Annotated in this window: 21 protein-coding genes; 7 read left to right on the forward strand and 14 right to left on the reverse strand. The window is 67.2% G+C overall.

All coding sequences use genetic code 11. From position 1 onward, the window contains the following. Together ACSQ9E_RS18245 and ACSQ9E_RS18250 are read right to left on the reverse strand one after the other, a co-directional pair. Entirely contained in the window at nucleotides 1-801 is an 801-nt protein-coding gene (locus ACSQ9E_RS18245) for an enoyl-CoA hydratase/isomerase family protein (protein WP_436218745.1), read from the reverse strand. 17 nt (nucleotides 802-818) lie between these two features. Then, entirely contained in the window at nucleotides 819-1,817 is a 999-nt protein-coding gene (locus tag ACSQ9E_RS18250) for a tripartite tricarboxylate transporter substrate binding protein (RefSeq protein ID WP_436218746.1), read from the reverse strand. Nucleotides 1,818-1,976: 159 nt separating this feature from the next. Here ACSQ9E_RS18250 and ACSQ9E_RS18255 point away from each other — a divergent pair, with 159 nt between their 5' ends. Next, the gene (locus tag ACSQ9E_RS18255; protein ID WP_436218747.1) at nucleotides 1,977-2,774 is read left to right on the forward strand and encodes an IclR family transcriptional regulator; all 798 of its coding nucleotides are present in this window, start codon (nucleotides 1,977-1,979) and stop codon (nucleotides 2,772-2,774) included. A 44-nt stretch (nucleotides 2,775-2,818) separates the two neighbouring features. Here ACSQ9E_RS18255 and ACSQ9E_RS18260 read toward each other — a convergent pair whose 3' ends face one another. The 6 genes from ACSQ9E_RS18260 to ACSQ9E_RS18285 all read right to left on the reverse strand — a co-directional run bounded on the left by ACSQ9E_RS18260 (nucleotide 2,819) and on the right by ACSQ9E_RS18285 (nucleotide 14,484). Further along, the gene (locus ACSQ9E_RS18260; RefSeq protein ID WP_436218748.1) at nucleotides 2,819-3,043 is read right to left on the reverse strand and encodes a hypothetical protein; all 225 of its coding nucleotides are present in this window, start codon (nucleotides 3,041-3,043) and stop codon (nucleotides 2,819-2,821) included. Between the two features lie 184 nt (nucleotides 3,044-3,227). After that, on the reverse strand, nucleotides 3,228-9,209 hold the full coding sequence (locus ACSQ9E_RS18265; RefSeq protein ID WP_436218749.1) for a DUF4347 domain-containing protein: 5,982 nt from the start codon (nucleotides 9,207-9,209) through the stop codon (nucleotides 3,228-3,230). Between the two features lie 397 nt (nucleotides 9,210-9,606). Continuing rightward, nucleotides 9,607-10,671 (reverse strand): helix-turn-helix domain-containing protein, encoded by a 1,065-nt coding sequence (locus tag ACSQ9E_RS18270; RefSeq protein ID WP_057201147.1) that lies wholly within the window; start codon nucleotides 10,669-10,671, stop codon nucleotides 9,607-9,609. A 114-nt stretch (nucleotides 10,672-10,785) separates the two neighbouring features. Beyond that, a complete protein-coding gene (locus ACSQ9E_RS18275) occupies nucleotides 10,786-11,799 on the reverse strand; it encodes an alpha/beta hydrolase family protein (protein WP_436218750.1) in 1,014 nt (337 codons plus the stop codon). 160 nt (nucleotides 11,800-11,959) lie between these two features. Next, entirely contained in the window at nucleotides 11,960-12,946 is a 987-nt protein-coding gene (locus ACSQ9E_RS18280) for a Bug family tripartite tricarboxylate transporter substrate binding protein (RefSeq protein WP_436218751.1), read from the reverse strand. A 62-nt stretch (nucleotides 12,947-13,008) separates the two neighbouring features. Beyond that, on the reverse strand, nucleotides 13,009-14,484 hold the full coding sequence (locus ACSQ9E_RS18285; protein ID WP_436220234.1) for an amidase: 1,476 nt from the start codon (nucleotides 14,482-14,484) through the stop codon (nucleotides 13,009-13,011). Nucleotides 14,485-14,603: 119 nt separating this feature from the next. On the opposite strand from ACSQ9E_RS18285, the gene ACSQ9E_RS18290 reads away from it, so the two are divergent. Further along, entirely contained in the window at nucleotides 14,604-15,524 is a 921-nt protein-coding gene (locus ACSQ9E_RS18290) for a LysR family transcriptional regulator (protein WP_436218752.1), read from the forward strand. 111 nt (nucleotides 15,525-15,635) lie between these two features. On the opposite strand, the gene ACSQ9E_RS18295 is transcribed toward ACSQ9E_RS18290, so the two are convergent. The 3 genes from ACSQ9E_RS18295 to ACSQ9E_RS18305 are packed head-to-tail and all read right to left on the reverse strand — an operon-like array spanning nucleotide 15,636 to nucleotide 18,600. Next, nucleotides 15,636-17,183, reverse strand: coding sequence for a RimK family protein (locus tag ACSQ9E_RS18295; RefSeq protein WP_436218753.1), 1,548 nt, complete (start codon nucleotides 17,181-17,183; stop codon nucleotides 15,636-15,638). Further along, nucleotides 17,165-18,343, reverse strand: coding sequence for a GNAT family N-acetyltransferase/peptidase C39 family protein (locus ACSQ9E_RS18300; protein WP_436218754.1), 1,179 nt, complete (start codon nucleotides 18,341-18,343; stop codon nucleotides 17,165-17,167). Before ACSQ9E_RS18300 ends, ACSQ9E_RS18295 begins: the two co-directional genes overlap by 19 nt. Beyond that, entirely contained in the window at nucleotides 18,328-18,600 is a 273-nt protein-coding gene (locus ACSQ9E_RS18305; RefSeq protein WP_157421791.1) for a hypothetical protein, read from the reverse strand. Before ACSQ9E_RS18305 ends, ACSQ9E_RS18300 begins: the two co-directional genes overlap by 16 nt. A 270-nt stretch (nucleotides 18,601-18,870) precedes the next feature. On the opposite strand from ACSQ9E_RS18305, the gene nth reads away from it, so the two are divergent. Then, complete coding sequence (gene nth, locus ACSQ9E_RS18310; protein WP_436218755.1) at nucleotides 18,871-19,509, forward strand: endonuclease III; 639 nt, start codon at nucleotides 18,871-18,873, stop codon at nucleotides 19,507-19,509. A gap of 781 nt (nucleotides 19,510-20,290) precedes the next feature. Here the strand turns inward: nth and cynR are convergent. Further along, a complete protein-coding gene (cynR, locus tag ACSQ9E_RS18315) occupies nucleotides 20,291-21,157 on the reverse strand; it encodes a transcriptional regulator CynR (protein WP_436218756.1) in 867 nt (288 codons plus the stop codon). 142 nt (nucleotides 21,158-21,299) lie between these two features. Between cynR and ACSQ9E_RS18320 the strand changes: the two genes are divergently transcribed. The 4 genes from ACSQ9E_RS18320 to ACSQ9E_RS18335 are packed head-to-tail and all read left to right on the forward strand — an operon-like array spanning nucleotide 21,300 to nucleotide 24,805. After that, nucleotides 21,300-22,493 carry a muconate cycloisomerase family protein gene (locus tag ACSQ9E_RS18320; RefSeq protein WP_436218757.1) on the forward strand — a complete coding sequence of 398 codons (1,194 nt, stop codon included), beginning with the start codon at nucleotides 21,300-21,302 and terminating at the stop codon, nucleotides 22,491-22,493. Nucleotides 22,494-22,522: 29 nt separating this feature from the next. Beyond that, on the forward strand, nucleotides 22,523-22,798 hold the full coding sequence (gene catC, locus ACSQ9E_RS18325) for a muconolactone Delta-isomerase (protein WP_305746470.1): 276 nt from the start codon (nucleotides 22,523-22,525) through the stop codon (nucleotides 22,796-22,798). A gap of 43 nt (nucleotides 22,799-22,841) precedes the next feature. Beyond that, nucleotides 22,842-23,831: a tripartite tricarboxylate transporter substrate binding protein gene (locus ACSQ9E_RS18330; protein ID WP_436220235.1), complete on the forward strand. Its 990-nt coding sequence runs from the start codon at nucleotides 22,842-22,844 to the stop codon at nucleotides 23,829-23,831. A 53-nt stretch (nucleotides 23,832-23,884) separates the two neighbouring features. After that, nucleotides 23,885-24,805 carry a dioxygenase gene (locus ACSQ9E_RS18335; protein WP_436218758.1) on the forward strand — a complete coding sequence of 307 codons (921 nt, stop codon included), beginning with the start codon at nucleotides 23,885-23,887 and terminating at the stop codon, nucleotides 24,803-24,805. A 15-nt stretch (nucleotides 24,806-24,820) separates the two neighbouring features. On the opposite strand, the gene ACSQ9E_RS18340 is transcribed toward ACSQ9E_RS18335, so the two are convergent. Together ACSQ9E_RS18340 and ACSQ9E_RS18345 are read right to left on the reverse strand one after the other, a co-directional pair. After that, complete coding sequence (locus ACSQ9E_RS18340) at nucleotides 24,821-25,567, reverse strand: aspartate/glutamate racemase family protein (protein ID WP_436218759.1); 747 nt, start codon at nucleotides 25,565-25,567, stop codon at nucleotides 24,821-24,823. Nucleotides 25,568-25,572: 5 nt separating this feature from the next. Then, nucleotides 25,573-26,385: a GntR family transcriptional regulator gene (locus ACSQ9E_RS18345; RefSeq protein WP_436218760.1), complete on the reverse strand. Its 813-nt coding sequence runs from the start codon at nucleotides 26,383-26,385 to the stop codon at nucleotides 25,573-25,575. Between the last annotated feature and the right edge of the window lie 19 nt (nucleotides 26,386-26,404).

Here is a 26,404-nt window from a genome sequence, read left to right on the forward strand (position 1 = left end):
TTACTCCTTGCTGGCCGTTGCCGAAGCCTTTGCCAAAAAGGCCATCACCGCATCGCGGTGCTCGGTGCTCGTGTAGCAGATGCCTTGTGCCTGGCTGCCTTGTGCGAACACCTGCTGTGCCGACATCTCGAAGGTTTGGTCCAGGATCGCCTTGCCCAGCGCCAGTGCGGTGGCCGAGCCCTTGCTGAGCTCGGCTGCCCAGGCCTGCGCATCGACCACCAGCGTCTGCGCCGAGGTCTTTCGGTCCACGATGCCCATGGCCAGCGCCTCGTCCACATCGACCTTGCGGCCCGTGAAGATCAGCTCCTTGGCCTTGGGCAGCCCGACGCGGCGGGGCAGGAAGTACATGCCTCCGCCATCGGGAATGATGCCGCGGTGGATGTAGGACCAGGAGAAATTCGCCCATTCATTGGCGATGATGAAATCGCATGCCAGCGCCGTGTCGGCGCCCAGCCCGGATGCCGCACCGTTCACTGCGGCGATGGTGGGCTTGGGCATGGTGTGCAGCAGGGTCTGCGTGTGGTGCACGCGCTGCTGGCGGTGCCAGCCGTTGAAGGCGATTTCCCCGGTGGGGGCGTTCATGCGGCGCTCCATGCCGGAGATGTCACCGCCCGCACAGAATCCCTTGCCGTTGCCGGTGAGCACCAGCGCCCGTATCGATTTTTCGGCGCTGACATGCTCCAGCGCCGCGATGAACTCGGTGCGCATATCGTCGCTCATCGCATTGCGCTTGTCAGGGCGGTTCAGCGTGAGCGTGGCGATGCCATGGGTAACGTTGAGTTCAATGAGCTCTGTGGTCATTTTCTGCTTTCGAAAGGCTAGTCATTGGTGATCTTGTTGTCCTTGACTACCTTGCGCCAGCGGGCCTCTTCGCCCTTGGCGTAGGTGTCGAATTCCTGGGGTGAGCTGCCCTTGACGATGAGCCCTTCGGCTTCCATCTTCTTGCGGAAGGCATCGGTGAAGACCGCCTTCCTGGCTGCGGCGTTGAGCTTTTCGATCACATCGGGAGGTGTTCCTGCAGGGGCGAAAAGGCCGTACCAGCTGTCGGCCACGTACCCCGGAACGCCGCTCTCCGCGACGGTCGGCACCTTCAACAGGACATGTGAGTTGGAGCGTGCCGCCGTCGTCACCGCCAAGGCTCGCAGTTGCCCCTTGTCAACCATGGTTCCCACGGCTGCCGCTGTGGCAAACATCACATCCACCTGGCCGCCCAGCAAGTCGGTGAGGGCGGGTCCCGCTCCGCGATAGGGCACATGGATCAGGTTCGTTGCAGTGAGGTTCTTGAACAATTCACCGGCCAGATGGGCCGATGTGCCCGCCCCATGCGACGCAAAGGAAAGCTTGCCTGGGTCCGCCTTGGCGGCGGCGATGACGTCCTTCACGGATTTGTACGGACTGCTGGCCCGCACGACCAGCACATTGGGTGATACACCCACCAGCATCACGGGCGCGAAGTCCTTGTCGGGGTTGTACGGCAGCTTGGGCTGAATGCTGGGATTGACCACATGCGCGACGGTCGCCATCACCAGGGTGTAGCCGTCCGGCGCGCTCTTGGCAGCCGCATCGGTTCCGATGAGGGTTCCAGCACCCGGCTTGTTGTCGATGATCACCGGCTGGCCCAGCTCCTGGCCCATGACCACGGTCATGGAGCGGGCCACCAGGTCCGTACCGCCACCCGGCGCAAATGGCACGATGATGCGAACCGGTTTGTCGGGGAACGCCGCGTTGGCAGGAGCGGCGTGCAGGCCGCTCAAGACCGCTGCAGCCGTGATGACCGATGTGATGCGCAAACGCGCAGAACGCAGGGATTGGTGCATTTTTTGTCTCCATTAATAGGGATTTGACCCACGGCAAGTGGCCTCAAGGAGCGGCATCGTCGGCCGCCTCACTCACAGGGTTAGCGTAAGAGAACGCCTTCTCCAGTGCATCCCCTTCATTCCACTGGTTGGAAATGAAATGCATCCACAATAGTCACCATGACCACACCCGCCAGCAATGCCGCAAGACGCAAGAACCATGAAAAACCCACACTGAACCGGTCGCTGGAGCGCGGGGTGGAGCTCCTGCGGGCGTTCCGGCCAGGCGCTGATCTGCTGGGAAACGGCGAGCTGGCGGAGCGCACGGGGCTGTCGCGGGCCACCGTCAGCAGACTGGCGCAGACCCTGGTGCAATGCGGTCTGCTGGAGCATGACGGCGCGCGGCGCGCCTATCGGCTTGCGGCCCCGGTGCTGAGCTTTGCGCACGCCATGCGATCAGGCTCGCCGGTGCTGCAGATCGCGGCGCCATTGATGCGCACGGCAGCGGAGAAGCTGCGCGTCAACGTCGGGCTGGCGGTGGCGGACCGCGAGGAGATGGTGTACCTGGAGTCCATACGCTACAACAGGAAGGTATCGCTGCGAAGCGTGGTGGCGGGCCAGCGCGTGCCTATCGAACTCACATCCCTGGGGCGCGCGTATCTGTGCGCCCTCTCCGAAACGCAGCGACGGGAGCTGATGGTCAGGCTGGGTCAGCAGCGTCTGTCCGGCTGGAAGGCGTTGCGCGAAGAGATACTCGCGGCGGTGCAGCAGTTCGGCGAAAAGGGCTACTGCACCGCCTCCTGGCAACCCGAGGTGGTCGCCCTCGCGATCCCCATCGCCACGCCCAGCGGCTCCATCTACGTGCTCAACATGAGTGTCACCACCCAGCAAAGCGCGCTGGAGACGGAGGCCGAACTCAGCGCGCCCCTCAAAGCACTGGCCGGGAAGATAGAGGATGCCGTTCGGCAGCTGGAGTGAAGCTGAGGGCTTGAGCGCTCACACCAACCGGGCAACGGTCTTCATCAGGCCGCAGTGCGCTTTGCCCTAGCAAGCGATGTACAGACACTGCTGGACGGCAGCGGCATGGACGGTTGCGCCATGAAGGCGAAGTGCCCGGCCCCCGCCACCGTGCTGCTGGCCTGGGTCCTGGGCAGATGGGGCGGCCACATGGCCGCCAGGCTCTCGGCGGTCAGCACCACGGCCATGGGGGCCAGAGGGAACACGGCGCGGATGCGGCGGTCAGGCACTAAGACGCGCTGGGCATCGGTCGAGGGGCAATCCGGGCCTTGGTGTCCAGCCCGCTCCATCCCAGTCCGGCGCTTGGTGGTCGAGGCTCAGTGTTTGGAGGTGATGCTACCCCCTGGTGGCCAACAGGCAGCGGCAGGATAGCCAATATCCCGTATGACCATGTATCCCCGCCACGCTGGCGCGTCAGGCGAACTCAATCCCGTTGGCCGCCAGCCCCACCAGATCAATCCGCACCGCGTTCAGCTCCAGATTCGCCGCCATCACCGTCAGCTCGGAGGCTGATACCCCACCCGCCATGATGTCGGTCAGCAGCTTGAGTTCCCCATCCGTACCCGCACGGCCCACCACATTGGTCCACAGCGTCTGCGCAATCTGCGTAGGCGTGCTCGCTCCCAAGAGCTGCAGCCCCAGCCCCGCAATGGTCTGGCTGCTGGCCCCGGCATCCAGCAGCCGGATCACCTCGCCCACCACGCCCTTGTTGGTCAGCAAAGCCGGCCCGCCCAGGGCACCCAGCAGCTTGGCTGCTTCGCCCGCATGGCCGTTCAGGTCCAGCGCCAGCTTGGTGTCATTGAACGTGACCCGCTCCACCCGCGTCACATCCAGCATCGCCCCATCGGTCAGGCGCTGCAGGGTGAAGGTGCCATTGTTCTGGGATTGCACATAGGTCTGTGAGAGGGTGGCCGGGATGACCACGGTGTCGATGCCTGCACCGCCATCCACATACCGGGCCAGGCCCAAGGTCGGGGTGATGGTGTTGTTGCCTGCATCACCGGTCACGGTCACATCACGGACAGCATCCACGCGCACCGCTCCCGCTGCACCCATGCCTTCCAGCAGTTGGGCAGGCGTCTTGCCCGCACTCTGCTCGGGGAACACTTGGGCGAACAGCGTGGCCACTTCCAGCGCCGTCTTGCCCGTCAGGCCCTGGATGATGGCGCCTTCGCCCTGGTTCAGATCGCGGCCCAGCCACTTCTGGAACAGGTAGGCGCCTGCTTCTTCGGCGGCGCTGTGCGCCACCGTGAGGCTTGGGCCCGTTGCAAACCGCACCTGCTCCACATCCACCAGCCAGTCGGAGACACCGGTGGCGGTATGGGTCAGCTTGATACCGGCACCCTCCAGGGTGACGGTGTAGTCGGCGCGTGTGCCCTCCTGTATCGCCACGTCAAACCCCGTGCCCCCGTTCAGGCGGTCACTGCCCGTACCGCCCGAGAGCAGGTCATTGCCTGCGCCGCCAAACACGATGTCGTCCCCGGCATCGCCAAAGACCTGGTCATCGCCGGCCTCGCTGCCGACCACATCGTTGCCACCACCGCCATGGATGATGTCGTCATCGGGGCCGAGCACGATCCACTGGGCCGATCCATCCCCGCTGGCCATGTTCTGGCCGGCGCCACCGATGACGCGCACATTGCCCACGACCGCCACGAACTCGATGTTGTCCACCTGGATCACCGAACCTGCAGGCAGGCCGCGCGCGTCGATGATCACCGCCTGCTTGCCATCGGCAGGGTTGGCGCTGCCGTTGATGACGAGCGGCACGCTGGGGTTGAAGCCCACCCCTGCCGTAGGCTTCAAGATCTGCACCGACAGCGGCTCATTGGGCCCCAGGGTGGCATAGAACACCTGGCCGGCGTTGGTCAGCTCGGGGTTGTTGCCGGTGACCCGCTCGATGCGGAACCCCAGTTCGGCGAGGGCGGCGGAGCCCATGGTCGTGCCGGACAGGCCTTCAGCCGACAGCCCCACCCCGGTGGGCACGCTGACGGAGACGATGGAATGGCCATCGGCTGCCTTGACGATGGGGATGTCGGCCAGCGGGGTGGGTGTGCCTGCGGTATCGGGCCGGGTGGGCAGCACCACCGGCACGGTGATGATGGTGGAGCCTGCAGGGCCCGACTCGGTGGTGACGGGCACGCCGTCGATGGTGGTGGCCGGTGGGGTGCCGCCGCCTGAATCGACTGCAATGGCCGTGCTGACCACCGTGGTGGTGTTGTTCAGCACCGCCGACGCAATGCCGTCATTGACGCTGATCGTGAACGTGGTGGTCTCGGTCGCCCCCGGAGCCACACGACCCACTGCCGGTTTGAACACCAGGGCGCGAAGCGCTGCCTGGATGTCGGCGGGTGTGCCTGCCGCATGGGTGTACGTGAGCCCGCCATCGGCGGTGGAGAAGCCCGAGGCCGTGAGCGAGGCCGCAGTGAACGCGCCCTTGGCCGCAGTGTCCAGCGTGATGATCACCGTCTCCGAAGCACCCACATCCGGGTCGCTGATGACGATGCCCGCGAACGGCGAGACCGTTGCGTTGTCGTTGACGGCTTGCCCCGCCACGACCCCACTCACGGCGGGCGCCACGTTGTTGCCAGCGACCGTGACCGAATTGCCAAACAGGTCGGCAATCACCACCGCCACGGCCGCACCCGTGTTCCAGTCCTCCAGCATGCCGATGTTGTAGGTGGTGGTGTCGGTGGAGCTCGTGCCATCCTTGTTCAGCCGCAACGCCAACTGGGCCTTGTCGTTGGCGCTCATGGTCATGGTGAAGCTGGTGTTGGACGTGATGTCCACATTGGACGTATCGGTCAGCGTGTAGTTGAACGCCCCCTGGCCCAGAAAGCGAATGCGGTTGGCCGTGATGTCATTGTTCGCCCCGGTCAGCGAGAGGAAGTTGTTGCCCGTGACCACCAGCACGCCGGTGGCCACGTTGTAAGTGGCGCTGGTGACGGTGGGGGCCACCACATTGGTCACCGTGACACCATTGCCCGTCGGGTCGGCCACCACCACGGCGGCGTCTGCCCCGGCGGCCCAGTCCTCTGCGGCGATCAGGTTGTACGTATTGACACTGGTGGAGCTGGTGCCGTTCTTGTTCATGATCAGGTTGGCACCCAGGCGGTCGGCCGCGCTCAGGGTCAGCGTGAAGCTGGTGCCGCTGGTGATCTCCACATTGCCGGTGGTGGTCAGCGTGTAGCTGGCACCGCCTTCGCCCTGCAGGCTCAGCTTGTTGGCCACGATGTCATTGGCCGCGCCGGACGCAGCTGTGAGCCCGGTGCCGGTGACCGTCAGCACGCCGGTGTTGGCGTTGTAGACGGAGCTGGTGATGGTCGGGACAGCCACGTTGCTCACCGTGATGGGCGAAGTGGCATCGGCAATGTCGCCGCCGGTGACCGGGCTGTTCCAGTCGTCGGCCGCAGCCAGGTTGTAGGTAGTGCCGCTGGTGGACGTGGTGCCGTTCTTGTTGAACAGCGCCTCCACAGCCACCTGGTCTGCGCCGGCCAGGGTCACGGTGAAGCTGGTGGCCGACAGCGCTTCGACATTCCCCGTGGTGGACAAGGTGCGTGTGGTGCCTGCCTCGCCGGTGATGGTCAGGGCCGAGACCGTGACGTCATTGGATGCCCCGATGGTCCTGACCAGGTTGGTGCCGGTGACCGTGAGGAGATGGGTGGCGATGTCGTAGGCAGCGCTGGTGATGGTGGGAGCGACCACATTGGAGACCGTGACGGTGTTGCCCGAATTGTCGACACCACTGGCGCGCGTGGAGTCCCAGTTGGCGCCGGCCAGCAACTGGAAGGTGGTTGCGCTCACGGCGCTGGTGCCGTTCTGGTTCAGGAGGCCATTCATGACCAGCTTGTCCCCAGCATTGAGCGTGACGCTGAACTCGGTGGCACTGCTGGCCAGCACGTTGGGGCCGGACAGGGCTACATTGCCACCGCCCTCCCCGGTAAGGGACAGCCGGGTCAGATCGATGCTGTCGCCGGCCACGATGTTCACGGCCGAGACCGTGAGGATGCCGGTGGCGGCATCGTAAGTGGCGCCCACGATGCTGGGCGCCGCGTTGCTGACGGTGATTCCGTTGCTCGCATCCGCGATGTTGCCGCCCGTAACCACGCTGTTCCAGTCATCGGCGGCGGCGATGTTGTAGGTGGTGGCGCTGCTGGCCGAACTGGTCCCGTTCTTGGTGAGCAGCGAGGCGAAGCCGGCGACGTCCGCGCCCGTGAGGGTGACGGTGAAGCTGGTGGCCGAGGTCACCTCCACATTGCCGGAGGTGGACAGCGTGTAGGTGGCACCGCCTTCGCCGGTGATGGTGAGCTTGTTGACGGTGACATCGTTGGTGGCGCCGAGGGTCTTGACCAAGCCGGTGCCGGTGACCGTGAGGACGTGGGCGGCGCCGTCGTAAGTGGCGCTGGTGATGGTCGGGGCGGTGACGTTGGAGACGGTAACCGCATTGCTTGTCAGGTCGGACGGCGCAGACGCCGTAGCATTCCAGTTGGAAGCCGCCGCCAGGTTGAAGGTGGTCGCATCCACGGCCGTGGTGCCGTCCTTGTTCAGCAGGCCATTGACCGCGAGCTGGTCGGCAGCATTGAGCGTGAGCGAAAACGCCGTGGAACTGCTGGCAGTGGCGTTGCCACTGGTCAGGGTGTGGCTACCGCCGCCTTGGCCGCTGAGTGTGAGCTTCGATGCAATGATGCTGTCGCCAGCCACCAGATTGGTTCCGGTCACCGAAAGAACCCCGGTGCTGGCATCGTACTGGGCGCTGGTGATACGGGCGTCCCGCAGGTCATTCTGATAGGGGCCCGATACGGCATCGATAGATGCCCCGGCCGCACCGGCAGCGTTGCCCGAGCCGCTCACGCCTCCCCCCGAACCTCCGGCGCCTTTGTTGCCGTTTGCCATGCTGGCTTGCGTAGAGGCATCGATTCGCAACGTGCCACCACTGTTCCACACCGCACCGATGCCCGCGCCACCCGCGCCACCGTTGCCACGGCCGGCATAGCTGGCAGCTGCACCGCCACCGCCGCCGCCGCCGGCACCGATGTTGTTGCTGACCACGCTGCCTACTATCGACAGGGTGCCGGTGTTGTAGATGCCACCTGCAGCACTTCCCCCTGCCCCGCCGTCATAGATACCGCCACCGCCGCCGCCACCGCCGCCGATGGAAATACTCCCGTTGCTTGCCGTGGCGCCCGCGCCCCCCACGCTGTAAGCTTGGCCGACAAACTGGATGTTGGCCCCGCCTCCATTGCCGCCGGTCGACCCTCCGCCATACCCCCCGCGCTGACCGCCCGAGGTTCCTGCGCCATTGCCCCCATGTCCCGCAGTGGCAGGGGTGGGCGGTTCAGAGGTACGATCCGCGCCTCCGGCACCACCCAGACCGGATCCAAAGCCACCACCGCCACCACCACCGCCCGCCTTCGGAAAGGGCCCACCGGTACCGCCACCGCCGGACGCCTTGTTTTCGGTGATGGTGCTGTTGCGTATCAGCAGATCGCCCGCGTTGTAGATCCCGCCGCCCTGCGCATCGCTCCCTGGGCGCCCTAAGTTAGACAGGTTGCCAGCATTGCTGCCGCCATTGGCCGCTACCAGCCCGTTCTTGATGACCAGCCCTTCAAGCGTGACCGACGCTCCCGCCGACACATACACCACGCGACTGCCATGGTTGGCGTCGATGGTGACATCTGCCGTGCCGTTGTCGTCCAGATCGCCATCGATCGTGAGTCCCGTTCCCAGCACCAACTGCCCTGAGCTCAGGGAGATGTTCGTGACGGAGTTGGCAAAGGTGATGGTGTCGCCCTGCGTGGCGTTGGCAATGGCATTGCGAAGCGACCCGACCCCGGAGTCAGCACCGCTCGTGACGGTGAGGATCGCAAGGTCATGGAGGTATTCGCCAGAGGTCGCTGCAAGCGCTGCCGTGGATATCTGGCCCGTGCTGACTTCAAGCTCCCAGTCTCCATGCGAGCCTGTCCGATTGGCGCTCGCGGCAACATCGGCGCCAGTGAGCGCCGCCATCTCGGACACCAACCGGGCCCCAGCATCTGCGCGCCCCACATCACAGGCATAGATCAGCAAGTCCGCATCGGCCGTCATTGCCTGGCCCAAGGCAGCGAGCGCGTCTGCATGCATTGCGACGGTGCCCGAGTCCAGGAAGGTGTCGCCCAGCCACAGCTGTCCTTCGCTACCGTGCGCCAGCACATGCACCGCTCCCACGTCGCCACCCGCACCCATTGCGAGCGCCATCTGGTGCAGGCCATCTTCGCCAGCGCGGAGATAGACCACCTCAACGCCTGGCGCAAATTTCTTGAGCAAGGTACCTGCGTCCTGGACGCGACTGTCTACAAATACGATTTCCCGTACTGGGACACTTGCTTCGTGCGCGGTCGTTTGATCGACGTTCATCATGTCGTGATTGCCTGTGTTGAAGCTGTTTCAGCGGGTAGGGGCTTGCCCATGAGAGATGGACCGAACCGCGCAGTGGCCTGGGGCGAAGTGATCACCACGGCCCTGTCGATCCAGGCGCCGGCTATGTCCTGCCGCGCACCCACCCAGGTCGGGCGATGGGGCGGAGCGAAAATGCCATGGCAGGAGCGCCCCGGTATCCAGGCTCCGCAGCTCTTCGCACGGAGGGAGCGCAACGGGACTTGCTACCTCAAGATGCTATGGCGGACATTCAGGTCCCACTTGACTCGGCGTTCTCGCCGACTTGTCCAGGCGTTCCAGCCCCCGGGGGCGACATCGAAGCGGCGCACGCCACCGGGCAAAGCGGTTGAGGCGTCTTACTTGCGGTTGAAAAACGATCTCAGACTGCCAGGTAACGCACCCACTGGGCATACTCGGTGGACACCTGCGCGTGTGCTGCACTGGTGAGGCCGCCGTGCCGGGACAGGGCCCGGACGTCGCTGGGTCGCTGGCCAAACGCCGCCCGGAATGCACGGCTGAAATGGGCTTCGCTCGCGAAGCCCACGCGTGCAGCGATCTCCGCAATGCCCAGACGAAGATTGGCGGGGCTCAGCAGCAGGTGGAAGGCTCGCTGCAGTCGCCGGCTTTGAATGTAGCGGGATACGCCCTCGAAGGGCTCGAAAAGCCGGTACAGACTGCCGCGCGAGAGATCAAAGGCCTCGCAAAGGCTTTCGGCACTGAGCGGGCGGCCCAGGTGGTGACCGATGTACCGCTGTATGCATTCCAGCAGGGCTTGCGGCGACGCTTGCAGCGCGAAGCCCACCGATGTGCTGCCAGTCGATTTCTTCAACGCAGGCCCCAGGCATGCAGCGAGCATTTGCGAGGTGATGCTGGTGACGGTCGATGCGTCCTGGGCGCTCAGGGTGGGCAGGCGGTGCAGGAGCGAATCCATGTGGTCCGACAGCAGCCCACCCAGACCGGCTCCGGTTGGGAGCACCGTACCATGGAGTTGCCTGGCGGACGCCCCCAGGTACTCGTCCATGCGCTCGCGCGGCAGTACCAGCGTCATCACATCGGAGGCCTGGGCGTGGGTGTGCTGGCTGCGCTGCAGGTCGAAGACCACGATGTCTCCAGCCTGAACATGGATATCGGTCCTGCCATCGTCGAGCTGGCCCACAAAGCCACCGTTGCGATACCACTGTACGAGGTAGTGGTCCAGCCCGTCGCGCGCCATGCGGGCGCGAGAGCGGGAGAACTGCTGACCACTGAAATGCAGTTGTCCGACCAGAAGCTCGCCCAGGTGCGTGGCGGCCACCGAGGCACTAAAGTCCGTGGGGCGCAATCGCGAGTGCGGCACCACGTCGAACAGCACGGAGATGCTGTCCCGCCAGGCATCGAAGCGGTTGTCCTCGGGGAAGGCATCCGTGGAAAAGACGGTAGACGGAGGCGCGGTGGGCGGCAGCATGAAGTGGTGTAGGTGGTCTGGTGCTCCCTGGTTTATAACGCCTCGCAATGTAAGTCCTACTTGCAGGGCGTATTGGGCGTAGTGGGCGCTGTTGGCTGCTCTTGGAGCAGACTATCACCGCCACTGCTGCGCAAAGAACTCCGCCACCTGGTTCTCCAGCTGCGGCTGGTAGGCCACGCGATCAAAGCCCGGCGGGTTGGCAGCGGCATCGCCCGCATCAGACGGCAGCGGCATGGACGGTTGCGCCATGAAGGCAAAGTGCCCTGCCCCCGCTGCCGTGCTGGCCTGGGCCCTGGGCAGGTGGGCGACGACATGGCCGCCATGGTACTTGCCGACCAGCACCACATCGCGCTCGGCCACGATGACGCGCACCGGCACGGTGATGGCCGCCAGGCTCTCGGGGGTGAACACCACGGCCATGGGGGCCAGGGCGACCACGGCGCGGATGCGGCGGTCGGGCACCGAGACGCGCAGGGCGTCTGGCGCAACGCCCTTGCCGCTGGCGGTAGGAGTGGCAGCGCCTGCCGGGGACCCCTTGGCCAGCGAGCAGAAGCCCGGGTCGTCCTGCACGGTAGCGCAGTGCTTGGCCGCGCGCGCCGGCTCAGCCTCGGCCCCGGCCAGTGCCAGCACCGTATAGCCCCCGGCGGAATGCCCCACCGCGCCGATGCGCTCCGCCGGGATACGGCTGCCCCATTCGGGGCTGGCCAGCAGCGCGTCGAGCACCCGGCTGACCTGGCGCGGGCGCTCGCCGAAGTAGTGGCCGGAGGTGATCATGGAGCGGTCTTGCCAGTTGTCGCCGGGGTGGCGCAGGGCCGCGACCAGGTAGCCATCCCTGGCCAGCCGGGTGGCCAGGTTGTGGTGCCCCACCTCGGAGCCGCCCGTGCCGTGCGAAATCAGCACCAATCCCTTGAGCGGCGCCTGCCCCGCAGGAGCGCCCGGCGCCACCACGGGCTGCCAGGGGCCCATGGGCAGGGCGCGGGCGGTTGCGGCCGTGGGGTAGAACAATGCGACGCTGATGGGCGCATCCCCCGGGACGGTCAGCGTGCGGTAACCGGCTTGTTGCGCGCCGGCCTGGCCGGCGAGGCCCAGCAGGGCGGCGGCGGCAAGGGTCTGGAACAGTGTCTTCATCATGGTGTGCCTTCAAGGACCGCCACGGCGGCGGTTTGATGGCACTGTAGGCAGGCGGGTGGGCCCAGCAAACTGCGTTGCGATGAAATGCCGCAAGCCGTCGCCAAACACCACGTCCGGGGAGCGAGCGGCGACCGCCCTTCCCGCCCCCGTTGCGCAATCAGTCGCTGCGGATATCCGCCCTGGCCGCCACGGCCCGCATGGCCGGCAGCTCGCGCTCGATGCGGGCGCGCAGGCCGTCGCCGTTGGACCAGGAGGGCGTGAGGCCGATGTCCACCAGCTTCTTCTTGAACTCGGCCGACGCCATGGTGTCGGCCAGGGCCTTCTCCAGTTTGGCCTGCACGGGCGCGGGCAGGCCGGCGGGCCCGACGAAAGCGAACCACGAGCCCATGTCGAAGCCGGGGTAGCCGCTTTCTGCCACGGTGGGCACGTTGGGCAGCAGGGCCAGGCGCTGCGCGCCCAGGGCCACGATGGGCTTGATCTTGCCGGCCTTGATCAGCGGGGTGGATGCCACCACCGTATCGACCGCGAACTGCACCTGCCCGCCCATCAGCGCGGTGAGGTTGGGCGCGCTGCCGTTGAAGGGCACATGCAGCATCTTCGCGCCGGTGGTGGACTTGAGCACCTCGCCGCCGAAGTGCACCGACGAGCCGGTGCCGTAGGAGCCGTACGAGAACTTCTCGGGCGCGGCCCGGGTCTGGGCGATGACCTCCTTGAGCGTGCTGCCGGGCGTGTCGTTGTGGGCCACCAGCAGCAGGCCCATGTCGGCCACCAGGCCCAGTTGCGTGAAGCTGCGCACGGGGTCGTACGGCAGGTTGCTGCGGATGGCGGGGTTCAGCGTGAAGGTGGTGTTGGCGCCCAGCAGCAGGGTGTAGCCATCGGCCGGGGCCTTGGCCACGATGGAGGCCCCCACCACGGTGCCGGCCCCGGCCCGGTTCTCCACCACCATGGGCTGGCCCAGGCGCTCGCCCATCGAGGTGGCCAGCAGGCGCCCCAGGATGTCGGTGGCGCCGCCGGGTGCGAATGGCACGACGAGCTTGATGGGGCGATCAGGGTAGCCCTGCTGCGCCAACGCTACGGCGGGCACCGCCAGCACGGCTGCACCGGCCACAAGACACGACAGGAAACGGGAACGCGGCATCGGCATCGGGAACATCTCCAGGAGCAACAGGACGAAGGGATGGGGGGGCGAAGAACGACGGCAACCGATCAGCGCAGCAGCGGACTGTGCACACGCGAGTAACCACTGGCCAGGTCGTACGCATGGCCGATCTGCAGCACCGCCGCGTCGGACTGCGCGGGGCCCATGATCTGCAGACCGGCCGGCAGGCCCTCGGGACCAAAGCCTGCAGGTGCCGCCAGTGCGGGCAGGCCGGCCATGGTGGCGGGCACCACGATCTCCATCCAGCGGTGGTAGGTGTCCATGCGGCGCCCGGCCACTTCGTGCGGCCAGTCCAGGCTGGCATCGAAAGGGAACACCTGGGCCGCGGGCAGCACCAGGAAGTCGAAGCGCGTGAACAGTCCGCGCAGCACCTGGTACCAGGCCGTGCGCACGCGCGTTGCGTCATAGACCTGCATGGCAGTCAGCGCCAAGCCGCGCTGTATCTCCCACACGGCCTCGGGCTTGAGCTGGGCGCGCTTGGCACTGTCGTGGTACAGCGCCGCATTGGCACCCGCCACGCTGAAGCTGCGCAGGTCGAGCCAGGCATTCCACAACTGCGTGAGGTCGAAGTCGACCACGGCCTTCTCCACCGTGCAGCCCACGGTGCGGAAATGGCCCAGTGCCTTCTCGCAGGTGGTGTACAGGCCTGGGTCGGTGGGCAGGTAGCCGCCCAGGTCGCCCAGCCAGCCGATGCGCGTGCCCTTGAAGTCGCGCTCCAGCGGCTGGCCGAAGGCGGCCACGTCGTCGCTGCGGCGCGTGAGCGGCAGGCGCTCGTCAAAACCGGCCTGCACCGACAGCAGCAGCGCCAGGTCGGGGATGTTGCGCGCCATGGGCCCGGTCACGCTGAACTGCTGGAAGAACACTTCTTCCGACGGCCCGTGCGGCACCAGGCCGGGTGAGGTGCGCAGGCCATACACATTGTTGAACGCGGCCGGTGTGCGCAGCGAGCCCATCATGTCCGAACCGTCGGCCACGGGCAGCATGTGCAAGGCCACGGCCACCCCTGCCCCGCCGCTGCTGCCGCCGGCCGAGCGCGCCGGGTCGAAGGCGTTGCGCGTGGTGCCGTACACCGGGTTATAGGTGTGACCGCCCAGGCCGAACTCGGGCGAATTGGTGCGGCCGATGAAGAGCGCACCGCTGGCGCGCATGCGCTCGAACACCACGGCATCGGTGGTGGTGACCTGGCCGGCGAAGAGGGGGGAGCCGCGCGTGGTGACCATGCCGGCCGCGGGCGCGATGTCCTTGGGCGCCTGGGGCATGCCGTGCAGCGGGCCCAGGCTCTGGCCACGCGCCAGTTGCGCATCGCGCTCTGCCGCCAGGGCGTGCAGCGCACCGCGGTCGGCCATGGCCACCAGGGCGTTGACCACGGGGTTCAGGCGGTCCACCTGGGCCAGGTAGGCATCAAGCACCTCCACGCACGAGACCTCGCGGGCATGGATGGCGCGCGACAGGCCCGTGGCCGTATGGGCGACGATGCCGCTGGGGGCGATGCCCGTGGCGGGCAGGCTGGAGAAGTCGGGCATGGTGGCGGCTGCGTTCGAATAAGTCATTTCGAAGTCAGCATAGGCAGGCTGCTGCTTTTCTGCAATCGACGATTTCTGAGGTTACCCTTGCGTTTTACGCAAACCACCAGAGGCCACCCATGCTCTCCAGCCGCCTGCAGGACACGGCCCTGCGCTATTTTCTGGAGGTGGTGCGCAGCGGCTCGGTGAGCGAGGCGGCCACGCGGCTCAATGTGTCGCCCTCGGCCGTGAGCCGGCAGGTCGCAGCGCTCGAAGACCTGCTGGGCGTGCCGCTGTTCGACCGGCGCCCCCGCGGCATGGCACCCAGTGCGGCCGGCGAGATGCTGGCCGCCCATGCCCGGCGCGGCGCCCTGGAGGCCGACCGCGTGGTTGCCGACATCAAGGCGCTGCAGGGGCTGCACACCGGGCTGGTGCGGCTGTGCAGCTCGGCGGGCTTTGCCATCGAGTTTTTGCCGCGCGTGATGGCGCAGTTCCGCACGCAGTACCCGGGCATCCAGTTCCACGTGCGCGTGGCCAGCCCGGCGGCGGTGACCACGGCGGTGCTGCACGGCGACGCGGACATCGGCCTGACCTACAGCCGCGCGGCCGAGCGCGACATCAGCGTGCAGCACCGCGAGGCCTCACCGGTGATCGCCATCATGCGGCCCGACCATGCCCTGGCGCGCTTCAAATCGATCACCCTGGCACAGATGCACCCCCACCCCATCGCCCTGCCCGAGCGCGACAACACCGTGCGCCAGCTGTTCGACATCGGCTGCAGCCAGCGCGGCCTGGTGTTCGAACCGGTGCTGGTGTGCAACCACTTCGAGACGCTGACGCACTTCGTGCTGCACGGCGGCGGACTGTCGATATCGGGCGAGGTGACGGTGCGCGACCGCGTGCAGCGCGGCGAACTGCACGCCGCCCAGATCCGCGAGCCCGGCATGAGCGCCCGAGCGGTGGAGGTGCAGACGCTGGGCGGGCGCACCCTGCCGGCAGGGGTGCGCATGTTCCTCGAATTCCTGCGCGGGCAGCTGATCGACGGGCACCGGGCAGGCTAAGAGCGGCTAACAAAACTCAGCGAAGCGGTTCTGGCTAGGCGCTGCGTCGCAGGCAGTACGAGTAGTACGACAAGACGCAGCAACGACGTCAGAAGAGTTTTGTTAGCCGCTCTAAGCGTGCTGCACCATGCGGCTTGTGCTTGCCAACACCAGCCCCTCCGGCGCGCAGACCCCGCTGCCCTGCCCCCGGTGCAGCCGCTGCTCCACGCGGCCGAGCAGATGGCCCAGCAGGCGGCGGTACACAGCATCGCCGCCGATGGCGTCTTCCACCCCGGTATCCAGGTTGGGGTTGTCGTTGATCTCGATCACATGGGCGCCGCTGGCGTTGCACTTGAGGTCCACGCCGTAGAAGCCATCGCCCACCAGGCGCGCTGCGGCGGTGGCAGCGGCCAGCACATGGGGTGGCACCTCGGGCAGGGCCACGGCCAGGGTGCGGCCCTCGGTGTACTGTCCGTTGTCGCCGTGCTGCAATATCTGCCAGTGCCCGTCGCACATGAAGTATTTGGCGGCAAACAGCGGCTGGCCCGCGAGGATGCCGATGCGCCAGTCGAAGTCGGTGTACATGTACTCCTGCACCAGGATGACTTCCGATTCCTTGAGCATCTCGCGCGCGATCTCCTGCAGCTGCGCAAAGTGGTCGGCCTTCTTCACGCTGCGGCTGAACGAGCCATCGGGCACCTTGACCACCACCGGGTAGGCCAGCCCATGCTGAAAGTCGGCCAGCGTGCGGCGGCTGAGCATGTGCGTGCGCGGTGTGGCAATGCCGTGGCCGCGCAGCAGTTCGGCCAGATAGGCCTTGTTGGTGCAGCGCAGGATGGAGACCGGGTCGTCGATGACGGGCATGCCCTCGGCCACCGCCCGCTTGGCAAACTGGAAGGTGTGGTGGTTGACGGCCGTGGTCTCGCGAATGAACAGGGCGTCGAACTGCGCCAGGCGCGAAAAATCCTTCTTCTCGATCAGCTCGGCCGAAATGCCCATGCTGTCGCCGATGGTGATGAGCCTGGCGAGCGTGGCTGCGCTCGACGGCGGCAGCGGGTCGGCCGGGTCGTGAAGGATGGCCAGGTCCATGCGCGGCGCGGCCACGGCCGCCACCGGGCGCCAGCTGCGCCGCGTGAAGTGGCCCAGCGCCTCGGTGAAGACCTCGTCGCGGTGGGCGTCCACGCCACGCGGGTCCAGCGCCTGCAGGGCCGCCACATGCCAGCCCTGCGGAGCATCGCAGCGCTCGACCACGATCTCCAGCAGCGGGCAGGGAAACAGCTCGAAGCTCTTGCGTGCCAGGGCCGCGAATTCAGCATCCTCGGTGCGCCCGAAGAACACCTGCAGCGTGAGGGTGCTGACCGAACGCGGTATGCCGGGCAGCGGGCCGACCAGCCGGTCGAGCACCGCGATCGAAGCCGCCCGCGCCTTGCCGCGCGCCAGGCCCAGGATGGCCTCCACGCCCGGTGTCACCCGGTCGCCGCGGGCCTCGGCCAGCAGCGAGCAGTAGTAGCCGATGCCCAGGTAGCTGTAGCTGCGGCACAGGTTGGTGACCTTGCGCACCCGGCTGCGCGCCTGGGGCCCTTCGGCAATGAACTCCTCGGCGGTGACGATCTTCACGCCGGGGTCGCTCCAGCGGAAGTCGGAGCGCTTTTCGACCACGATCACATGTTCTGAGGACACGGGGAAACTTCTTTCTTGCTTGCAATGATGACGGCCGCCGTCTGGCGGCGGCGCCCGTAGCGGGCGATCTTCTTGAACTCGGCCAGGCTCACCGACATGCCGCCGTCGCTCTCGCCGGAGCGGGCCATGGGGTCGAGCACGCGGAACACTGCGCCATCGAAGCCGACGATCGCCACCCAGTGCGGCGACTTTTCGCGGTGCAGCCGCCAGAGGCTGATAAGCACGATGGGCACATGGCCCAGGCGCAACTGCTCGATCACCCCCTCGGCGGACACCGGCAGCGCGAAGATAGGCACGCCGCGCGCCAGCAGCTCGGCCTGGAAGTCGTCTTCCACGCGCTGGATGACGCGCTTCTTGTGCGGCTCGCGCACGCTGTCCATGAACAGCGAGGAGCCCGCTGCGGCATACACCGACACATCGAAGCCCCGGTGCAGCGCCGCACAGGCCAGCCCGAACGGACCGCAGCCGCCGTGGCCCGCTGCCATGAACACCGTGGTCGCCTCGCGCCACAGGCGGATCTCTGCGGCCTGGTCCATCACGGTGGCAGGGTCCAGAGCCGACATGGCGATCAGCAGCGCGCACGGGCCGCAGGTGAAGTCCAGCGTCTGCCCGTAGTGCCGCGCGCTGCGGAGCACCGGATGCGCGCCCTGGCCCTTGTCGTCGAACAGGTCCTTCTGGAAGCAGATGGCGTCGGCCCCATCCTCGTAGTAGGCGATCTTGCGGCCCGAAGGCACGAAGCCGAAGCGCCGGAACAGGCGGTGGGCGCCGGCATTGTCGGCCCAGCTCTCCAGCCGCAGCAGCGCACAGCCTGCGCGGCGCGCATGGGCCAGGGCCTCGGTGACCAAGGCGCTGGCCAGCCCACTGTTGCGCGCCTGCGGTGCGACGGCCAGCGAGTACAAGCGCGCGACGAAGGTGCCTCTGCGCAGCAGCACCACGCAGGCGCCGGGCACCGCTGCGCACTCGCTTGCGCCATCGCGGGCCACCAGCACCCGGGCCGACGGGCTGCGCAGCAGGCGCCGCCAGCTGGACAGGGAGATGCGGTCGCCGGTGAACGCAGCGCGCTCCAGGGCATCGAGTGCAGGCGCATCCCCCAGCGTGCCCAGACCAATGGGGCCGCTGGTGGGTGGTGCAGAAGGCAGCCCCCTCAATGCACCACGCATGGGGTGCCTGTGCTTGTGTTTGTGCTTGCGCCTGTCAGCCGCTCAATGCGGCCGAACTCGGCCTGTGGCATGCCGGCCGTGAGCAGGGCCATGCAGGTGGCCAGCTCGCTGCTGCGCAGGTGGATGTGGGCGCTGATGCCGTGGCGCGCGACGTCCATCCCGATGCGGTAGCAGGCCAGCCGGGGGCCCAGGATGTGGTGCAGGGTGCGCCGCACTGCGGGTACGTCGGCGCCGGACAACCGCAGGGGAAGGACCACGAGGTCATCCGGACTGTCTTGGGCAACAGCGCCGAGCGCCACGCGGTGGAGCGAAACCAGGGAAAGGCTGGGGTGCAGCATGCGGGGGCCTGCGCCAGGGAGCCAGGCGGCTTCCAAGCCGGCGGTAGGCAGTGGGTTAAACATGGCTTGCAGTCTAGGCAGCGCGGTATAAATTCGTTGTAAAGAAACGCGCTGCGGCCGTCAAATCGCCGTGAAGAATCCACTGCGGGACAATGCAGCACCCGACAAGAACAACGGCCCCTCCCCACCATGAAAACCGAGCAGATCGAACCCTTCTTCGCCGCCCTCAAGGCCGCCAACCCCATGCCCAACACGGAGCTGGAGTACACCACCCCGTTCGAGCTGCTGGCCGCCGTGCTGCTCTCGGCCCAGGCCACCGACGTGGGCGTGAACAAGGCCACGCGCAAGCTGTTTCCGGTGGCGGGCACGCCGCAGGCCATCCTGGACCTGGGGCTCGAAGGGCTGGAGGGCTACATCAAGACCATCGGCCTGTACCGCACCAAGGCGAAGAACCTGCTGGCCACCTGCCGCATCCTGGTGGAGCAGCACGGCAGCGTGGTGCCGCGCACGCGCGAGGAGCTCGAAGCCTTGCCCGGCGTGGGCCGCAAGACGGCCAACGTGGTCCTCAACGTCGCCTTCGGCCAGCCCACGATGGCGGTGGATACGCACATCTTCCGCGTGAGCAACCGCACGGGGCTGGCGCCGGGCAAGAACCCGTTGGCGGTGGAGTTGCAGTTGGTGAAGCGGGTGCCGGATGCGTATGCGGTGGATTCGCACCACTGGCTGATTTTGCTGGGGCGGTATGTGTGCGTGGCGCGCAAGCCGCGGTGTTGGGAGTGTGTGGTGGCGCAGTATTGCGACTTTGAGCCGAAGACAGCGGCGCCTTGAGTATCTTTGGCGGCGGTTGCTGCGTGTTTGATTTGAAGGGCGGAGGCCGGGATGTGCGCCCGGCGGCGCACCCACCTTCTTTTGCGTCGCCAAAAGAAGGTGGGCCAAGAAAAGGCGACCCCCAGTCTGCGTCCCCCATCGCCCGGTGGGCGATGGGGGCAACCTGCGATGCTCGGATCTGGGGTGGTGCCGATGAACTCGCTGCGTTCCCCCTGCGGGTGAACTCCGCTCAAACAGCATCGGCAAGCCAGATCACGAAGTGCGTGTGTCCTTCGGCACACGCACCCACCCCAGATCCTGCGCTTCTCGGCGCAGCCAGCAGGGGTGGGGAGCGGGGTCAGAGACGGCTGCTGCTTCGCAGCTGCGCCTGGGGTCGGGGACGCGCTGCGCGCTGCCGACGCCAAAGCGCAGCGAGGCGCAACGGGGCCGAGCGAAGCAAAGGCCCGTGTGGAGCCCGTTCCCACCCCCTTCTGACCGTGCCGAGAAGCGCAGGGCCTGGGGTGAGCGCGTGCCGAAGGACACGCGCATCGTGAACTGACTCACCGCGGTTGTCCGAGCGGAGTTCGCCCGAAGGGGGAACGCAGCGAGTTCCGCGGTGCACCCCAGGCCCGAGCATCGCAGGCTGCCCCCTCGTACGCAGTGCGAGGGGGACACGGGCAGCGGGGTCGCCTTTTCTTTGCCTACTTTCTTTTGGCGAAGCAAAAGAACAGTAGGTGCGCCGCCGGGCGCACACCCCGGCCTCCGCCCTCAACACAACCACAGAAGCAACCACCACCAAAAATCAAGGCCTCAACAAAGCAGCAAACTCCAAAGCCGCCCGACTCCTGGAAGCCCCCTTGCGCCACAAAATCCCCGCATGCCGCACCATCCCCGGCGAATGCAGATTGATCGAGTGCAGATCCGCCGCCTGCAAAGCAGCCCGCTCCGGCGCAATGCTCGCCAGATCCCCCCAACGGCAAACAGCCAGCAAGCCCTCCACCGACTCCATCTCCACCCGAACCAAAGGCACCACCCCGGCAGCCCGCAGGCTCTCATCAATCAGGCGCCGTGTAGTGAACGCGCGCGGCAACATGGCCAGCGGAACCCCAGCCAGGTCCTTCAGGGCCAGGGTACGCCGTCGCGCCAACGGGTGGTCCCGGTTCACCACCAGCTGCAACCGCTCCTCGAACAAAGGCTCGGTCTCGATCTCGACGCGCTCGGTGGGATAAAAGGCGATCCCCACGTCAAGCTGCCCCTCCACCAGCTGCTCCTCGATGGGCCCGGCTCGCAGGTCACGCACCACCACGTTCACGCCCGGGTACGCGCTGCTGAAGGCCGCCACCGCCGCCGGCACCAGCGTATGCAAGAAGGTCGGGATCACGCCCACGGTGAGTGAGCCCGACTTCAGCGCCCCCATGTCGGCCAGCGCCATGCGGCCGGCCTCAATCTCCTGCAGCGCGCGCGCGGCGTAGGTGCGAAAGGCCACGCCCGCCTGCGACAGCTTGAGCCCCCGGCCCAGCCGGTCGAACAGGGCCACACCCAGCTCCTGCTCCAGCTGGCGCAGGCCGTGCGACAGCGTGGACTGGGTGACGAACAGGCTCTGCGCCGACTGGGTCAGGTGCTCGGTGCGCGCGATGTCGAGGAAATAGCGGAGCTGGCGGATTTCCATGGTGGAACCCTCCCGAGGGAAACGGATATTCATCGATGATATCGAACGATGCATTGCAAATGAATCATTGGATTTGCAGGCGGGCAAAAACTAAGCTTCGCCTTGAACCCATGTTTCCCCAATCGACCGAAGGCCCGCCCCCATGAACAACCACCCCGGTGGTTTCACCATCGAGCGCATCGAAGCGCGCATCCTGGACATCCCCACCATCCGCCCGCACAAGCTCTCGTTCGGCTCCATCAGCCGCCAGAGCCCAGTCATCGTGCAGCTGTGGCTGGCCAATGGCGCCTGCGGCTTTGGCGAGGCGGCCACCATCGGCGGCCCTTCGTGGAACGAGGAGTCGCCCGAGAGCATCCACCACGCCATCACCCAGTACCTGGCCCCTGCCCTGCTGGGCCAGGGTGCGGGCGGCTTCGAGGCGGCGCTGGCGCGCATGGACAAGGCCTGCAAGGGCAATGCCTTTGCCAAGAGCGCCGTCGAAATGGCACTCATCGACACCGTGGCACGCACCCTGGGCTTGCCGGCCTGGCAACTGCTGGGCGGCAAGGTGCACGCAAGCCTGCCCCTGGCCTGGACCCTGGCCAGCGGCAACGTGGAGCGCGACCTGGAGGAAGCCCAGCTGCGCCTGGAGCAGCGCCGCCACCACATCTTCAAGATGAAGATCGGCGCCAACGCCCCGGCCGACGACGTGGCCCACGTGACCCGGATCGCACGCGGCCTCGCGGGCCGCGCCACGCTGACGGTGGACGTGAACCAGGCCTGGGACGGCAACACCGCGCGCCGCTACCTGCCGCAGCTGGTGGAAGCCGGCGTGACGCTCATCGAGCAGCCCGTGGCCCACTGGAACATCGAGGCCCTGAAGGGCCTGACCGCAGCGCTGGGTGACAGCGCCCTCATCATGGCCGACGAAACCGTGTGCACCCCGCAGGACGCGATGGCCCTGGCGCGCGGCCAAGCCTGCCACGTGTTCTCACTCAAGGTGGCCAAGCACGGCGGCCTGCTGCGCACGCGCAAGGTGGCGGCGATTGCCGAGGCGGCGGACATCGGCTGGTACGGCGGCACCATGCTGGAAACCTCGCTGGGCAGCGCCGCATCGGCCCACGTGTTCTCCACCCTCACGGGCCAGCACCATGGCTGCGAACTGTTCGGCCCGCAACTGCTGGTGGACGACATCGTGGAAACCCAGATGCCAATTGCCGACTTTGCCTTGCAACTGCCCGACGGCCCGGGCTTTGGAGTGCAAGTGTCGCTGGCGCAGCTCGACCGCTTCGACCGCGCCCGCGAAGGCAAGGCGCCCATCCACATCGACCTGGGCCGCCAGGCCGCCACCGTTTAAACAAACAAGCAAGCAAGGAGACCCCAACAATGCTGTTCCTCGTCCGCATGGATGTGCACATCCCCCACGACCTGCCCGCCGACCAGGCCAACGACATCAAGGCCCGCGAAAAGGCCTACTCGCAGGAGCTGCAGCGCGACGGCCGCTGGCCGCACATCTGGCGCGTGGTGGGCGAGTACGCCAACTACAGCGTCTTCGACGTGGCCTCCAACGACGAGCTGCACCAGTTGCTGCAGGGCCTGCCGCTGTTCCCGTTCATGAAGATCTCGGTGACGCCGCTGGCACGGCATCCCTCTGCGATCTGACAGCCGCTACAAAGACAAGACCCGGAGACAAGAAATGAAGATGATGATGAAACGACAACAGGTGCTCGGCCTGCTGGGCGCCGCAATGGCAATGGCTGCCTGGCCCGCCGCGCAGGCCCAGGCACCGGGCGCCAACTGGCCGAACAAGCCCATCCGCTGGGTCGTGCCCTTCCCGCCCGGTGGCGCCATGGACGCGATTGCCCGCACGCTGGGCGAGAAGGCCGGCCAGGCGCTGGGCCAGCCCTTCGTGATCGAGAACAAGGCCGGCGCGGGCGGCAACATCGGCGCCGAGTTCGTGGCCAGGCAGCCGGCCGACGGCTACACGCTGATGATCACGTCCATCGGCATGGCCACCAACAAGCCGCTGTACGGAAAGCTGTCGTACGACCCCATCAAGGACTTCGCCCCCGTGAGCCTGCTGGCCGTGGTGCCCAACGTGCTGGTGACCAATGCCACCCAGCCCGACGTGAAGACCGCCGCCGACGTGATCGCCGCCGCGCGCAAGGCGCCGGGCAAGCTCACCTATGGCTCGGCCGGCAACGGCACTTCCATCCACCTGGCGGGCGAGGTGTTCAACTCGCTGGCGCAGATCGACATGCTGCACATCCCCTACAAGGGCAGCGGCCCGGCCGTGGCCGACCTGCTGGGCGGGCAGATCAACTACATGTTCGACAGCATCACCTCGGCGCGGCCACACATCCAGTCGGGCAAGCTGCGCGCCCTGGGCGTGACCACGGCCAAGCGCTCGGCCACTCTGCCCAATGTGCCCACCCTGGCCGAAGCCGGCCTGCCGGGCTACGAGGTTTCGCCCTGGTTCGCGGTGTTCATGCCTGCGGGCACGCCCGCGCCCATCGTCAACAAGCTCAACGCTGCCCTGCGCGATGCGATGAAGCAGCCCGACGTGGTGGCCCGCTTCGAGACCATCGGCGCCGAGCCCGTGGGCTCCACGCCCGCCGAACTCGCCAAGCACCTGGCACGCGAGTCCGAGCGCTGGGCCCAGCTGATCGCGGAGCGCAACATCAAGCTCGATTGAGCAACACCCCGGCAATTCCTTCCCACGAACCACCCCACAGAGGAGACAAAAACATGGCAGAACTCACCCAGGCCCAGTTGCTCGAACTGGTCAACACGAAGAAGATCGCCCCTGGCAACCCGCGCGTGCGCCAGCTCACCGAGCGCATCGTCACCGACCTGTTCAAGACCATCGACGAGCTCGACGTGACCCCCGACGAATTCTGGGCTGCCACCGCCTGGCTCACGCGCCTGGGTGCCGCGGGCCAGACGGGCCTGATCACGGCCGGCCTGGGATTCGACCGCCTGCTCGACATCCGCGCCGACGAGGCGGACCAGAAGGCTGGACGCGAGGGCGGAACGCCCCGTGCGATCGAGGGCCCCTTATTCGTGGCGGGCGCCCCTACCTTCCAGGTGGAAGTGCGGGTCGACGAAGGCGAGCCCAAGGGCGAGATCTTCATCATGGAAGGCCAGGTGCTGGACCTCGATGGCCAGCCCGTGCCCCATGCGATGGTGGACGTGTGGCATGCCAACGAGAAAGGCGGCTACTCGCACTTCATGCCCGGCATGCAGCCGTACGAGCTGCGCCGGCGCATCGAGACCGATGCCAAGGGCTTCTACCGCTTTCGCAGCTATTTGCCACCGGGCTATGCGATCCCGCCCGTGGGGCCGGTGCATGAGCTGTTTGCCTTGCTGGGCCGCCATGGCCAGCGGCCCGCGCATATCCACTTTCTGGTGGCCGCCCCCGGCATGCGCACGCTGACCACGCAAGTCAATATTCCGGGTGACAGCTACATCGACGACGACTTCGCTTTTGCCACGCGCGATGGGCTGATCGTGGCGCTGGAGCGCAATGTGGCGCCGGCAGGTTACGAATCGCTGGGTATCACCGCGCCGTTCACGCGTTCGGTGTTCAACTTCGTGCTGCCCAGGGCCGCCAGCGAAGACGAGGCATTGCCGCTCACGCGCATGGAGCGGGTGGCTACGCCGGGCTGACGGAGGGCTGCGGAGCTATCCGCCCCGCGGCAAACCCAGCGCAGCCATCTCCCCCGACACCCCTTCCCACGCCACATCGAACGCCGGCACGCTGCGCTCCGGGGGTACGGCATTCGCCCGCAGGGCCCAATGGGCGCCCGCGACCACGCTGTCGATCACCGGCACCCCTACCTGGGACTGCACGGCCGCCGCCATACCGGCCAGGCCCGCGCCGCCCAGGATCACGGACTGCACGCCCATCTGGCGCACCACGTCGCGGCAGGCCTGGGCCAGCAGCGCACGCGCAGTCATGGGGTCGGCTGCCAGCTGGGCGCCGGTGGGCGCCACGGTGTGGATGCCGGCCAGCGAATGGGCATGGCCCAAGGCCTGGGCCAGGCGCTGCAGCATGGGGCCCCAGCGCTCGCCGCCGGTGACGATGGCATAGCGGCCGTGGCGCGCAGCTTCGATGAAGGAGGCCTCGGCCAGGCCGGTGACGGGCACGGGGCTGCTTTCGCGCAAGGCCATGAGGCCGGGGTCGCCGAAGCAGCCGATCAGCACAGCGCTGGGTGCCGAGGACTGGGTAGACAAGTCGAGCGCCCAGGCATCGAGCGCGGCATGCGCGGCCACGGCGTAGCTGGCCTCGCAGGCGATGTAGGGGGCGCCAAAGCGTGCGGTGGCCGTGCGCACCACCACATGCGATCCCGCAGCGGCCTGCACATGCTGCTGCAGCAGCGCGCTGACCTTGGGCGAAGTGTTCGGATTGATGACCAGCAGGTGGCGCATGCTGCTCAGCCCGCCATTCCCAGCAGGCTCATGAGATCCGGCGCCTCGCTCGCGGGCGGGGTGAACTCCAGCTGCGACTCGATGCGCGCCAAGTGGTCGAGCATGCGGCGCGCGGCCTCCTTGGCGTCGCGCAGGCGGATGGCGTCGATCAGCGCGCGGTGTTCGCGGCAACCGCAGGCGGTGGCCTCCTCGCGCTCGCGCGCATGGCTGGGGCTGTAGGTCATGAGGATCAGCGAGGTGCGCGACACCAGCTCGCGCAGGATGCGCCCCAGCGTCTGGTGCCCGGCAGCCTGCGCGATGTGCAGGTGGAAGTCGCCCGACAGGCGGATGGCGCGGCGCATGTCGCCGCTGGCGCGGGCGGCCTCTTCGTCGTCAATGCAGGCGCGCAGCGCGGCGATGTGCTCGTCGGTGGCGTTGGCGATGAACAGCTCCACCAGGCGCGGCTCCAGCAGGCGGCGGGCCTCGAAGACTTCGAGCGCCTCTTCGGGGGTGGGCTGGGCGATGGACGCGCCGCGGTTGGGCGTGAGCGTGACCACCTGCTCGTTGGCCAGGCGCACCAGCACCGGCCGCACGCGCGTGCGCGACACTCCGAAGGCCGCCGCCAGCTTGTCCTCCACCAGCTTGGTGCCCGGAGGCAGCCGGTGGTCGAGGATGGCCGAGACCATGCGCTCGTACATATCGTTGTCGCTGAGCAGGCCGCTCGTGGCTGCAGCACTGTCGGCAGGCAGGTCGGCCGGCTCGGAGGATTTGGCCGCAACAGCACGGCGCCGGGGCTTCGGGGCGGCGGTCATGATGGAATCGTCGGCACGGATGCGCATGGAAGTCTCATGGCGTGCG

This window comes from Acidovorax sp. LjRoot118 (genome assembly GCF_964253575.1).
Classification (GTDB): domain Bacteria; phylum Pseudomonadota; class Gammaproteobacteria; order Burkholderiales; family Burkholderiaceae_C; genus Acidovorax.